This window comes from Pseudomonadota bacterium (assembly GCA_008501635.1).
GTDB lineage: Bacteria > Pseudomonadota > Gammaproteobacteria > QQUJ01 > QQUJ01 > QQUJ01.
Window position 1 is genome coordinate 14,278 of sequence record QQUJ01000025.1, and the last position, 12,036, is coordinate 26,313.

Consider the following 12,036-nt stretch of genomic DNA (forward strand, 5'->3'; position numbering starts at 1 on the left):
CCTGATCACTCACCATATCTACCCACTATGTCAATCAACTATGGTATTGGGCGCCAAACATTCTCTCCAGAAAGACATTCTGCCGCGCGAAACCGAGATTCACGCGCTCTTTGCTCTTTCTGATGCGCAGTTCCCGCCACACCGGAATCTCATACATGCGATTGTCCGCCATGATACGGGCCGGTCTCTTCGCCTGCTCTTCCAGGCGCAACACGATCTCCGAATCTTCCGCAAGGATCAGTGACCCGAGCGGGGTCTTGTTGACCATGGCCGCGATCGGCGTCATCTGCAGAACCGGCACGCCGGGCATGATCACCTTGCCGCGGGCGGCCCGGTTGTAACCGCTGCTGCCCTGAGGTGTACAGACGACGATACCATCGGCCAGTATCAGCTGCGGTACTTCACGGTCATCGATCATCAGCCGTATCTTCAGCACCCTTTCGGTGCTGCGCTCGATCCAGATGTCGTTGAAGCCGTGAACCGTCTGTACGCCCTCTTCCGTGACGATATCGCCTTCCACCATCCACAACTCATCAAAATAGAAGGCATCCGCCTCAACGACCGCCTCGGTGCTTTCGTTCATCAGAAAACCGACGGTCCCTCCGTGAATGCCGACGAAGTAGTTGTTCTGGTGACGGTATTCGCGGATGGCGCGCAACATGGTGCCGTCCCCGCCGAAAACGAGTATCAGATCCGCCTCCTCCGGCGATTCAACCAGATCAAACCGCCCGGCCAGCAGGCGATCCACCTCTTCGGGGCGCTCGATAAAGGGTGTACGGGCAAGAAAGGCTTTGCTGATCTTGTTCTTACTTATTGATTTCACTTTATATATTCACCCCTCACGCCCCTACCCGATCCAATCGGTGCAGTGTTCCAGATTCATAGCTTGCTTATGACCAAGTCTCATTGGCTGCCGGCCGACGGGTACTGAAACGGCATGGGGAGACGGGTCATGACGAAATCTCTTCACCTGGCGCTTATCTTAACTGGCGGTTTGGTGTTTGGGTCAATTTCCGCCCTGGCGGCAGAACCCCTCTCCCGGCATCCGGCCCGCACCGGTCCCCGGTTCGAACACTGGCGGTACGAGGCGCAGGAACTGATTGATATCGCCTGTAGCTGCGATTCTCCGGCCGCAGTTCGGCTATTTTTGAATCGTACCGACTACCTCGCTCCCGTGGAAAGTTTCATCCATGAGATACACGACTTCTCCCGGCTGGATGGTAACGGCGAATCCGGCTTGCGAGCATGATCTTGTCGTCAGCGACCGCGCGTTACGCGGCTTTCAGCATTGGTCCGGATTCGGGCGCATCCCCTGAGTTGCAGTTGGCGCAGGCTGCGGCATACTGCGGTCTGGTATCGCCAACGCCGAAAATATCATCATGCCCTATCGATCCGAGTTCCCTCACGAGCAGGGTCTGATCTACCTCAATCATGCGGCGGTCGCGCCCTGGCCGCAACGTGCCGCAGATGCAGTGGCACGTTTTGCCGCGGAGAACGCGCACTCGGGCTCATGGAACTACCGGCGCTGGGAGGCGACGGAACAACAGCTGCGCGAGCGCTTGCAACGGTTGCTCAACGCCGCTTCGTCCGACGACATCGCACTGGTCAAGAACACCTCCGAGGCGCTCTCCTTCGTCGCCTACGGGCTCGACTGGGCACCCGGCGACAACGTGGTCACTTGCATCGAGGAGTTTCCCTCCAATCGCTGGGTCTGGCAGTCGTTGGAGCGATTCGGAGTTGAAACCCGGCTGGCGGCGATTACTGAATGTGATGATCCCGAGGCCGCCCTGTTCGGATTGGTCGATGAACGGACGCGCCTGATCAGCGTCAGCGCCGTGCAGTACGGCACAGGGCTGCGCATGGCGCTGGAACGCATCGGGACCTTCTGCCGCGACAACGAAGTGCTCTTCTGCATCGATGCGATCCAGCAATTGGGTGCCCTGCCCTTCGATGTACAACGGTATCAGGCCGATTTCGTGGCCGCCGACGGGCATAAATGGATGCTGGGGCCGGAAGGCATTGGCGTGTTCTGGGTGCGACCCGATCTGCGTGAGAGGTTGCGACTCACCGAAGTGGGCTGGCACAGCGCCGAGCAGATCGTCGATTACACCCAGATGGAATGGACTCTGGCACGCACCGCGAAACGCTTCGAATGCGGCAGCCCCAACATGCTCGGCATTCATGCCCTAAACGCCAGTCTGGAACTCATCGAAGAAATCGGCATGCGGGAGATTGCAAACAATATACTTAAGAATACCTCGTTACTTATTGAATTAATTAACAATACAGAAGGCTTTTCTTTACTCACACCGGCTGAAACAGATCGTCACGCCGGGATTGTCACCTTCGGTCACCGCGAACTCTCGCCGCGGCGTCTCTGTGCACAGCTCAAGGAGCGGCGGGTGCTGTGCGCACCGCGCGGGGGTGGCGTGCGCTTCTCGCCGCACTTTTACACGTCGGTATCCGAGCTGCGCCAGGCATGGTCTTTCGTTCAGGAACTGGCCAAGGCGGTATGAGTGGGAGTAGCCGATGAGTGACTACCCCTGCCCTGCCTGCGGCAGCCGGTTCAGCACGCCAATGGAGCAATGCCCCAGGTGCGGGGTCATGATGTCAGGATTACCGGAATCCCGTGATCCGACTGGAACACAGCGCAAGTTTCTGATCGTATTCGTAGCGATTGTGGCGATCTGCGCTCTCGCGATCATCCTGCTGCCGCGGTAGACGGGCGCGCAGGGTGATCAGGCGGGCGTATTGTGCTCCACCCAACGTTCCCCGCTGTCGAGATACTCTTTTTTCCAGAACGGTGCGCGGGATTTCAACTCCTCGATCAGGTAACGGCAGGTGGCGAACGCCTCGCCGCGATGGGCCGACCAGGCGGCGACCAGCACGATGGGGTCGTTCGGCTGCATCTCGCCGACGCGGTGGATGATCAGGGTATCGATGACCCCCCAGCGCTCGTGCGCCTCCTGCGAAATCTGCTCCAGATGCCTGCGGGTCATGTCGGGATAGTGCTCGAGCGTCATCCGTTGAACCGCATCACCTTCGTTGAGATCGCGCATGGTGCCGATGAACAGCGCGGTTGCACCGAAGCTTCCGTGCTCAGCCTGCATCGCCTCCTGATGCTCTCGCACCGCCTCCAGCGGATCAAAGGGTGTATCGAGAATTTCGACTCGCATTGCTGACAGCCTCACCCACCGGTAACGGGCGGGAAGAACGCCACCTCATCGCCGTCCTTGACGGGGTGGTCCAGTTCCGCATGTTCATGGTTGACGGCCGCCAGCAGATTTCCCGGCGCCATCTGACCCCGCGCGGCACGGTTCCATACATCCAGCACTGTGGATACCGTGCTGGCATCGATGCTCTCCTCACTGCGACCGACCCGCTCGCGCAGGCTGGCGAAGTACTTCACATGAATCGGCATGCTGGACATCCCGGGACCGTCTTGGATCGAGGCGTATAGGGTAGCAACCCGGAATGGCAAAGGACAGCCTGGAATCTGTCCTTTGCAGTGCATGCATCGTATCTAATACTATTTATTTCATAGGGTTGCCGGCTTATCTGAAGGTGAAATATCAGGTATTTTCTCCGCCGCCGCGCCCTTCCCTTCCACCACCTCCTGGTACCAGAGATCATGGTGCTGCTTGGCCCATTCCACGTCCACGTGGCCGTAGACCATCCCTTCCAGTGCACCCTCGGTTCCCAGTGTCGCGATGTAGACATGCCCTAGAAACACGGCCATCAGCGTCAGTGCGAACAGCGTGTGGAGGATATGCGTCAGCTGCATCGTCCCGCGGGTTTGCCCGAAATTGGGGAAATCGAGGATCAGGCCGGAGATGCTGACCCCCAACCCGCCGAACACGACCAGCCAGAACCACAGCTTCTCACCCGCGTTGAGGTATTCAGCGGAGGGATGCGCCTTGGTCAGGATGCCGCCGCCCTTGGCCAGCCACACGGCGTCGATCTTTTTGAAGCGGTTGTGCGGCAGCCATTTGACGATCATCAGAACCAGCCCGGCGACAAACAGCGGGCCGCCGTAGTTGTGCAGCGTTTTTGCCAATGCACCCCAGGCAGCAAAGCTGGCCCTGTCCATGATGGGCAGCAGCAGTTCCTTGCCATAGAGGAAACTGAGGCCAGTGAGTGCCAGCACGACAAACAGGATGGCCACGAACCAATGAATGACCCGATCCGGTGCCGTCCAACGCTCGATGGTCTTGCCGGAGAAACCGTTGTCGACCCGAATGCGCCCGCGAATCAAAAAGAGCAGTCCAATGCCCAATGCAGCCAATGCCAGCGCCCACCGACCAAAGGCGGCGACCGGACCATTGCGCGTCTGACGCCAATCCTCGCCGCTGCTATTGATCAGATTGCCATGCTCGGCATCAGGGCTGTTGGTAATCCCGGATACCCCCTGACGCACATCGCGCCATAGGGCAGCGCCCGGGATCTGCTCCGACGCCTCGTTACGCGATTGCGCCGCGTAGGCCGCTTCGCTAGAGGCACCGGCGAACAACAGCAGCGTTAACGCCATCAGAACCAACGCGCCGACACACGCGCCGCCCCGCCTCGACCTACCTAACAGCCGTCGCAGCATGATTCGATTCCTTCACAATGCCCGGTGGGTGAAAGGGCCGACAAACCTCTCACCAAGTCGCCGACCCCCACCCGTCGATTGCCCTAAGGCGTAGTCTTTGCCCGGCGAGTGCGTCGACGACCACCGCCGTAGGCAAGATCCGACCCCCAGGCACCACCGGCGGAGCCGCGATAAACGACCCGCTCGCGATAGATGTTGGAGACATCATCGGCGTCGCCGGCGATGAGCGCCTTGGTCGAGCACATCTCAGCACACAGCGGCAGCTTGCCCTCGGAGAGGCGATCGCGTCCGTACTTGCGCTCGTCGTCGGTGGGGCCGCCGGCGCAGAAGGTGCACTTGTCCATCTTGCCGCGCGAACCGAAAGCCGACTGCGCCGGGAACTGCGGTGCGCCAAACGGACAGGCAAACAGGCAGTAGCCACAGCCGATGCAGCGATCTTTGTCGTGCAGCACCACACCGTCTTCGGTCTGGTAGATGACATCGACCGGACAGACGGCAATGCACGGTGCGTCGGAACAGTGCATGCAGGCTACTGAGATTGAACGCTCGCCGGGTTCACCGTCGTTAATGGTCACTACGCGCCGCCGGTTGATACCCCAGGGGATCTCGTGCTCGTTCTTGCAGGCGGTCACGCAACCGTTGCACTCGATGCAGCGCTCTGCATCCATCATGAATTTCATACGCGCCATTTCATATTCTCCTGTCAGGCGGCCTTGATCCGGCACAGTGAGCATTTGGTCTCCTGCATCTGGGTCACCGAGTCGTACCCGTAGGTGAGCACCGTGTTGGCAGCTTCACCCAGGATGTAAGGATCGGCGCCCTGCGGATACTTGCTGCGCAGATCTTTGCCCTGGAAATGGCCGGCGAAGTGGAAGGGCAGGAAGACCACCCCAGCCGCCACGCGCCGCGTGATCATCGCCTTGACTTTGATCCTTGCCCCTTCCGGACCCTCAACCCAGATATCGGCGCCTTCGCGAATTCCGGCGTTGTTGGCATCGAGCGGATTGATCTCAGCGAACATCTCGCGCTGAAGCTCGGCCAGCCACGGGTTAGAGCGGCTCTCATCCCCACCACCCTCGTACTCCACCAGACGCCCACTGGTCAGAATCAGCGGATAGTCGTTGGAGAAGTCCTTGGCCTGGATGGAGGCATAGAGCGTCGGCAAACGATAGTGCGATTTGCGATCCTCGTAGGTCGGATACCTGGCCACCAGATCGCGTCGCGACGTATAGAGCGGTTCGCGGTGGATCGGTACCGGATCGGGGAAGGTCCAGACGATGGCGCGGGCCCGGGCATTGCCGAAGGGGGCGCAGCCGTGTTTGATGGAGACGCGCTGGATGCCGCCGGAGAGGTCGGTCTTCCAGTTCTTGCCTTCAGCGGCCGTCTGTTCCTCAGCGGTGAGATCGTTCCACCAGCCGAGTTTCTTCAGCAGATCCGCCGTGAACTCGGGGTGGCCATCCTTGATTTCGTTGCCCACCGGGTACGAGCCATCGGCCAGCAGGCTGACGCCGTTGCGCTCGACCCCGAAGCGGGCGCGGAAGTTCAGACCGCCGCGCGCCACCGACTTGCTCGTGTCGTAGAGGATCGGAGTACCGGGGTGCTTCATCTCCGCCGTGCCCCAACACGGCCAGGGCAGCCCGTAGTAGTCGCCGTTGGCGGGACCGCCTTCGGCCAGCAGCGAAGTCGTGTTGAAGGTGTGCCAGTTTTGTTGGTGCATCTTCAAGCGCTCCGGACTCTGACCGGTATAGCCGATGGTCCACATACCCTTGTTGAACTCGCGGGTGATGTCCTCGATCAATGGCTCGTCGTCGTTGACCGCAATGTGTTTGCACAACTCCTTGTCGAAGCCGAGCTTCTTGGCGAATTTGTACATGATGGTTTGATCGGGCAGCGACTCGAACAGCGGTTCGATCACCTTGTCACGCCACTGCAGCGCGCGGTTCGAGGCCGTTACCGAACCGTAGGTTTCGAACTGGGTCGACGCCGGCAGCAGGTAGACGCCATCCGTGCGGTCGTGCATGACGGCAGACGCCGTGGGATAGGGATCGATGATGACCAACAGATCCAGTTTCTCCATCGCCTTTTTCATGTCCACGCCACGGGTCTGCGAGTTGGGTGCATGTCCCCAGAACACCATCGCGCGCAGATTGTCGCGTTGTGCGATGTTGGTCTTGTCTTCCAGCACGCCGTCGATCCACCGCGACACCGGAATACCGCTCGCGTTCATGTTGGCAAGCGGCTTCTTGTCACCGGCTCCGCTGCTGTCTTCGTCGCCAAAGAACTCGCCGGGTTTCTCTTCCTTGTCGAAGCGCGCCTTGAGCCACTCGAAATCCACGTCCCAGACACGCGCCCAGTGCTTCCAGGCGCCTTCCGCCAGACCGTAGTAGCCGGGCAGCGAGTGCGACAGCACGCACATGTCGGTAGCACCCTGCACGTTGTCGTGACCACGGAAGATGTTGGTGCCACCACCTGCCACACCCATATTGCCAAGGGCCAGCTGCAGGATGCAGTAGGCGCGGGTGTTGTTGTTGCCGGTGGTGTGCTGGGTACCACCCATGCACCAGATGACGGTGCCGGGTCGGTTGTCGGCCAGCGTCTTGGCGACACGGCGCATCTGTTCACCGGAAACACCGGTGACGCTCTCCACCTCGTCTGGCGTCCATTTCTTGACCTCTTTGCGCACCTCATCGAGACCGTAGACACGCTGAGCGATGAAGTTCCTGTCCTCCCAGCCGTTCTCGAAGATGTGCCACAGCAGCCCGTTGATGTAGGCCACATCGGTACCGGGGCGGATGCGCACATACTCGGTGGATTTGGCCGCCGTGCGGCTGAAGCGCGGATCGACGCAGATGATCGGCGCATTGTTGCGCTCCTTGGCCCGCAGAATATGCTGCATGGCGACCGGATGCGCCTCGGCGGGATTGGAGCCGATGAGGATAATCGCGCGCGAGTTGTGCAGGTCGTTGAACGAGTTGGTCATCGCACCGTAGCCCCAGGTGTTGGCGACACCGGCTACCGTGGTGGAGTGACAGATACGCGCCTGGTGATCCACGTTGTTCGAGCCCCAGAGGGCGGCGAACTTGCGGAACAGATAGGACTGCTCGTTGCTGTACTTGGCCGAACCCAACCAGTAGACCGAATCGGGACCGGACTGCTCGCGAATCTGCAGCATCTGATCGCCGATATCGCCAATGGCCTGATCCCAGCTCACCTTCTGCCACTTCCCGCCGACCAGCTTCATCGGATATTTCAGTCGACGCTCGCCCATGCCGTGCTCGCGCACCGCGGCGCCTTTCGCACAATGTCCGCCCAGGCTGAAGGGGTGATCGAAGGCCGGTTCCTGGCCGGTCCAGACGCCGTTCTGCACCTCGGCATAGATGCCGCACCCGACCGAACAGTGGGTGCAGATCGAACGTCTTATCTCGACTTTTCCTGATTGGGTGGCCGTGGCAGCCTGCGCCTTGCGCATCATGCCGGGCGTGAAGAGCCCCGCAGCGATACCACCACCTGCCACGGCGCCCGAGGCGCGCAGGAAATTGCGGCGTGTGAGCCCCGTCCGGGCCGACTGTGCATGTACCGACTGCTGACCGGAGGCGTCGCTGTATTTTTTCACCAGCTTCATGGTCTGTTCCTCGTGGTTTCTGAATCTGAAACGTTGCGACCGGCTATCCGGCCATTCTCAGCTGCGTGCCGATTTGTAATACGCCCGGATGTGCGCAGTGGCGCGATATCCTTTTGCTTTGGGGCTCTCCTTCGCGGACTCGGTTGCGGCGATCGATTCGCCACTCAGGGCGACAGCGGCAGCAGCCGCGGCGCCGGCGGTCACGCTTCCCTTCAGGAACGCACGACGCGTTACACCTTCTCGCTCTCTTTTGCTCATCTCGTCTCTCCGTTTACCAAGTAATGACATTAATTAACTGCTTCAAGATATTGTTTTTCTGACTTAATTAACCGTTCTCCAAACTCTCCGACAACGCGATAAAAATCCCCAGCCGCCTCGGCTTTCTGCAGATCCCTGAAAAACCGCTGCGCCCACGGCAGCAGGTAGCGCGTGAAGAAATCCCCCTGAACCGCCCGCCCGTCGGGTCCTTCCGCCACCAGGTGACTCATGACCTCGCACAAGGCCGCCATATGGTCCTCGGGTTCGTGCACGCCTTCCCGGCGCTCGAATCCCAATGTCTCCAGGGTCTGACGGAGACGCGATAGAGACTTGTCCATCACAAAGCCGCTCAGATACCACGACGCATAGGGGACGATCTCCCCGCGGCCGATGCCGATGAAGAGTCTGGTATAGGCGTCCTGCAAGGTGGGGAGATCGGTTGTTTTCGCCAATGCCGCCAACTCCGCCACCGCCGGCGCCAGTGGATCGGCAGCGGCCTCCACCTCCAGTGCGCCCAGTGCGCCCAGCAGTGCCTGGTCGGGCAACTGACCCAGCAGAGTGCCCAGCAGGCCGTAGAGGTCGGCGCGTTGCTGTTGCGTTTCGTCATCGGTATAGGCTTCGGCAAGTGCTGGCATCGATCTATCTCCTCAACTTCATGCCTGGCCGGTTTCGCGCATGATGTCTTTCACGCGGCAGCTGTCGCACAGTTCGAAACGTCGCGCAGCGGCCCCGGCGAACATCCGGTGTCCTGCGAGCAGGTGCTGCAACTTGGTGATCGAACTGCGCGGCGCGAACGGCGTTCCGCAGTCGGTGCAGCACACCGCTTCGTCTGCGCGAAGAATGCGCGCCGTGCGGCGTTGGTCGTCATCAAACAGGTAGCGCGGCTGCAGGGTCACGACCTGCTCGGGGCATGCCTTCACGCACAGACCGCACTGCACACAGTTCTGCTCCAGAAACTGCAGCTGTGGGCTCTGCGTCCCGCCCTGCAACGCCCCCGGCGGACAGACCGAGGCACATGCCATGCACAGCGTGCAGCCATCCGCCACGGTGACCGCACCAAAGGCGGCCCCTTCCGGGAGCGTGGCCACCATCTGGCGCCTGGCCGTTTGCTGGTAGAGATGGTCGACAGACAGACGGATCACCTCACGCTTGTCCTCGAGCGCGGCGAACCTGGCGGGCTGGCGCCCCGCCGCCGGTGAACTATCCTTCGCCGCCATCAGCGCCTCCCACTCGATGCGTCGTACGGCATGCGAACCACACCCCATACCAGCCAGCAGGCTTTCGATCACTTCCAGCTCGCTGTCGAGCACCCGCAGAACACCGCCGGGTGTTTCGACCGAGGTCAGCAACAGAACCTCCGCGGCACCGTAGGCCAGGGCGCTGAGCCACAACTCGATGCCGGCGGCGCCGATCTCTTCGAGTTCCAGGGGCACGACCCGACCCGGCATCCTGTCGAGGGCAGCGCTGATCCGTTCGGCGTTTGCGTTGTCGTGTATCAGCAGTGCTGCGCCCTCGCCCCCCGCGGCAAGAAAACCCTGCATCAGGGTGCGAACGCGGTTGATGAGTGTTTTTCGGTCGGGGTAGTTGTAGGAAATCGCCCCTGAGGGGCAGGCGCTGGCACAGCTGCCGACCCCATGGCAGAGATGGACGTCAACCGTCACCTTCTCGCCGTCAGGATGAATGGCCCACGCCGGGCAGACATTGAGACACCGCGTACAACCCAGCAGGCCGCTGGCGCTGTGGGCGCACAGGTCGCTGTTGACCTGGACATAGCGTGGCTTCTCGAATTCGCCCACCAGATCCTGCAATTGCTGCAACGCAGCCTCCAAACCCTGGGCGGCGCAGGGCGCGAAATAGCCGGGAGGGGGGAGATCGGCCTTGAGCATGGGTTTATCGCCAAGATCCAGAACGGCGTCGAAGTACTGACGACCCGTGAGGGGGGCAAGGTCGATCTCCTCATCGCCGCCCTTGCCCAGCAGATAGGCCTTGAACCGACCGAGATAGCCCTCCAGTCGCGTCAGGTTGCCGCCAAAGACCGGCACCTCGGCCGGCAGGCCGCTGTCCAAGGCTTCATCGACAAGCACCACCGAGCACGAGACAGCCGTTCCCAACCGGGTCGAAACCTGAAATGCCTGGGCCACGCTGCCGATGATCAGCAGGTGTCCCGCTGCGTGATACTCGACACCCTGCCCAACGAATGCGGGCAGAGCCCCAAGCGCCTGCAGTGCGGCTTCGCGCGCCGCGCGGTTGTTTCCCGTACGGGCTTCGACCCGGGCGTGTGGGTGGTGAATGCTCATGATCGCTGCGGCTCCTCGGTCACCCTGTCATCGGTCGCCATGCTCGTGGGATCCTCGCCTGGCATCGCCTCTTCCGCCGATTGTTCCAACGCCGTCTTGACCGCTGCGGCCTCGCGCGCGATCCACTGTTTGAGGTGGTAGGGAACCATGTCACCCAGGGGTTCGAAGACGGTGTAGTCGCCGTCGTAATCGTTCAATCCATCGGTGATGTTGAAATCGGGCAGATGGAAAAGCTTACGCAAGGCAGCCTTGCGCAAGGACTCATCCACCTCCGGTGAGAGAAAGCCGGTGAAATCGGATTCGCTGCCCAGCGAGTCGAGGGTTGGCAACGCGGTCGGCGCGGTGTCGGCTGCGGCGGGTTCTTTGCACTCTGAATCCGTTGCATCAACGTCCGCGGAAGCACTGGCCGCTTCACGAGCCACTTCGCGTTTGCGACGTGCCCAGCGGCTCAGCAACCCCTCGGGTTCCTCTGCCGTCGGCACGTCATTCAGGTAATGGGCAGTGGGCTCAGGCATCTAACGCTCGCTTGCGACGGGGTTGGGTTTTGACACCGACCCGTTCCACGTAGCCCGCCACCCAGAGGCGGATCTCCTTGGGCAGCGGCAGGGCCAGTACTTCATCCTCCACCTCCATGTGAGACGCAGCCTCGTCCTGGCTCATGGTCAGCAGCACCGGGCGCACGCCACCGCACTCTTCATCAGGGGTACAGGCGACAAACAGAACCGGATGTTCAGCCGTCAGGTTGTACAGGTAGTGGGCCGTTTCGTCAGGGTGGAGCGCGAGGACCAGGCCGTCCCAAAGGAACTCTTCGCCTTCCGCGCTCGCCCAGCGTCTGATCAGTCGCGGTGCCTGACCGTCGGGCAGCGCGCTGTCGGCAATGGCCAGCACGTGCCAACGTTCCGAATCCCACCGCCCCACTCGCACCGTACGTCGCGCCAGGTGCAGCGAGACCTGACGCCGAGTCTGAACAGATTCGTTCGGGGGAGTACCGCTGCGTTCATGGCCTTTATCGGTTCGCATCCTGTTGAAAGGGGCAAGTTACATACCAAGCCAGCGAGTTTTGTCTAACCTGTTGTTTATGATCCGTTTACAGGGGCGAGCTTAGTGTTCAGTCAGTGTCTGTGAAAGGGTCACTATGACCCGGCCAGGCCCGCACCTGGGTCATAGTGAACCACCCGCGCAATCGCTAACGGGAATCCGAGCACCCGCCACCCAAGGCATCCAACACCGGTTGGGTGGCCGGGAATACTTCTTGCTGCGATGAAGTG

At 61.0% G+C, this 12,036-nt stretch carries 13 protein-coding genes; 2 read left to right on the top strand and 11 right to left on the bottom strand.

Going from position 1 to position 12,036, the window contains the following annotated elements:
- Positions 1–34 precede the first annotated feature (34 nt).
- Entirely contained in the window at positions 35–823 is a 789-nt protein-coding gene (locus DWQ09_15360) for an NAD(+)/NADH kinase (GenBank protein KAA3626658.1), read from the bottom strand.
- A 129-nt stretch (positions 824–952) separates the two neighbouring features.
- On the opposite strand from DWQ09_15360, the gene DWQ09_15365 reads away from it, so the two are divergent.
- Together DWQ09_15365 and DWQ09_15370 are read left to right on the top strand one after the other, a co-directional pair.
- Entirely contained in the window at positions 953–1,249 is a 297-nt protein-coding gene (locus tag DWQ09_15365) for a hypothetical protein (protein ID KAA3626659.1), read from the top strand.
- Between the two features lie 130 nt (positions 1,250–1,379).
- Positions 1,380–2,516 (top strand): aminotransferase class V-fold PLP-dependent enzyme, encoded by a 1,137-nt coding sequence (locus DWQ09_15370; GenBank protein ID KAA3626660.1) that lies wholly within the window; start codon positions 1,380–1,382, stop codon positions 2,514–2,516.
- A gap of 222 nt (positions 2,517–2,738) precedes the next feature.
- Here the strand turns inward: DWQ09_15370 and DWQ09_15375 are convergent, their stop codons facing one another.
- The 10 genes from DWQ09_15375 to DWQ09_15420 all read right to left on the bottom strand — a co-directional run bounded on the left by DWQ09_15375 (position 2,739) and on the right by DWQ09_15420 (position 11,788).
- A complete protein-coding gene (locus tag DWQ09_15375; protein ID KAA3626661.1) occupies positions 2,739–3,176 on the bottom strand; it encodes a molybdenum cofactor biosynthesis protein MoaE in 438 nt (145 codons plus the stop codon).
- 11 nt (positions 3,177–3,187) lie between these two features.
- The gene (moaD, locus tag DWQ09_15380; protein ID KAA3626662.1) at positions 3,188–3,421 is read right to left on the bottom strand and encodes a molybdopterin converting factor subunit 1; all 234 of its coding nucleotides are present in this window, start codon (positions 3,419–3,421) and stop codon (positions 3,188–3,190) included.
- 117 nt (positions 3,422–3,538) lie between these two features.
- A complete protein-coding gene (locus DWQ09_15385) occupies positions 3,539–4,591 on the bottom strand; it encodes a formate dehydrogenase subunit gamma (GenBank protein ID KAA3626663.1) in 1,053 nt (350 codons plus the stop codon).
- Positions 4,592–4,674: 83 nt separating this feature from the next.
- Positions 4,675–5,280, bottom strand: coding sequence for a 4Fe-4S dicluster domain-containing protein (locus DWQ09_15390; GenBank protein KAA3626664.1), 606 nt, complete (start codon positions 5,278–5,280; stop codon positions 4,675–4,677).
- Positions 5,281–5,294: 14 nt separating this feature from the next.
- Positions 5,295–8,213: a formate dehydrogenase gene (locus DWQ09_15395; protein KAA3626665.1), complete on the bottom strand. Its 2,919-nt coding sequence runs from the start codon at positions 8,211–8,213 to the stop codon at positions 5,295–5,297.
- Positions 8,214–8,270: 57 nt separating this feature from the next.
- A complete protein-coding gene (locus DWQ09_15400; GenBank protein KAA3626666.1) occupies positions 8,271–8,471 on the bottom strand; it encodes a formate dehydrogenase in 201 nt (66 codons plus the stop codon).
- A 29-nt stretch (positions 8,472–8,500) separates the two neighbouring features.
- Complete coding sequence (locus tag DWQ09_15405; protein KAA3626667.1) at positions 8,501–9,106, bottom strand: molecular chaperone TorD; 606 nt, start codon at positions 9,104–9,106, stop codon at positions 8,501–8,503.
- An 18-nt stretch (positions 9,107–9,124) separates the two neighbouring features.
- Positions 9,125–10,768, bottom strand: coding sequence for a 4Fe-4S ferredoxin (locus DWQ09_15410; protein ID KAA3626668.1), 1,644 nt, complete (start codon positions 10,766–10,768; stop codon positions 9,125–9,127).
- On the bottom strand, positions 10,765–11,283 hold the full coding sequence (locus DWQ09_15415; GenBank protein KAA3626669.1) for a DUF3306 domain-containing protein: 519 nt from the start codon (positions 11,281–11,283) through the stop codon (positions 10,765–10,767). Before DWQ09_15415 ends, DWQ09_15410 begins: the two co-directional genes overlap by 4 nt.
- Positions 11,276–11,788, bottom strand: coding sequence for a DUF3305 domain-containing protein (locus DWQ09_15420; protein ID KAA3626670.1), 513 nt, complete (start codon positions 11,786–11,788; stop codon positions 11,276–11,278). The genes DWQ09_15415 and DWQ09_15420 overlap by 8 nt, the downstream gene beginning before the upstream one ends.
- Between the last annotated feature and the right edge of the window lie 248 nt (positions 11,789–12,036).

Bases quoted from the DNA above. Each gene is read 5' to 3' on its own strand.
- DWQ09_15365 (KAA3626659.1), top strand. From the start codon at position 953: ATGACGAAATCTCTTCACCTGGCGCTTATCTTAACTGGCGGTTTGGTG.
- DWQ09_15370 (KAA3626660.1), top strand. From the start codon at position 1,380: ATGCCCTATCGATCCGAGTTCCCTCACGAGCAGGGTCTGATCTACCTC.
- DWQ09_15375 (KAA3626661.1), bottom strand. From the start codon at position 3,176: ATGCGAGTCGAAATTCTCGATACACCCTTTGATCCGCTGGAGGCGGTG.
- moaD (KAA3626662.1), bottom strand. From the start codon at position 3,421: ATGCCGATTCATGTGAAGTACTTCGCCAGCCTGCGCGAGCGGGTCGGT.
- DWQ09_15385 (KAA3626663.1), bottom strand. From the start codon at position 4,591: ATGCTGCGACGGCTGTTAGGTAGGTCGAGGCGGGGCGGCGCGTGTGTC.
- DWQ09_15390 (KAA3626664.1), bottom strand. From the start codon at position 5,280: ATGGCGCGTATGAAATTCATGATGGATGCAGAGCGCTGCATCGAGTGC.
- DWQ09_15395 (KAA3626665.1), bottom strand. From the start codon at position 8,213: ATGAAGCTGGTGAAAAAATACAGCGACGCCTCCGGTCAGCAGTCGGTA.
- DWQ09_15400 (KAA3626666.1), bottom strand. From the start codon at position 8,471: ATGAGCAAAAGAGAGCGAGAAGGTGTAACGCGTCGTGCGTTCCTGAAG.
- DWQ09_15405 (KAA3626667.1), bottom strand. From the start codon at position 9,106: ATGCCAGCACTTGCCGAAGCCTATACCGATGACGAAACGCAACAGCAA.
- DWQ09_15410 (KAA3626668.1), bottom strand. From the start codon at position 10,768: ATGAGCATTCACCACCCACACGCCCGGGTCGAAGCCCGTACGGGAAAC.
- DWQ09_15415 (KAA3626669.1), bottom strand. From the start codon at position 11,283: ATGCCTGAGCCCACTGCCCATTACCTGAATGACGTGCCGACGGCAGAG.
- DWQ09_15420 (KAA3626670.1), bottom strand. From the start codon at position 11,788: ATGCGAACCGATAAAGGCCATGAACGCAGCGGTACTCCCCCGAACGAA.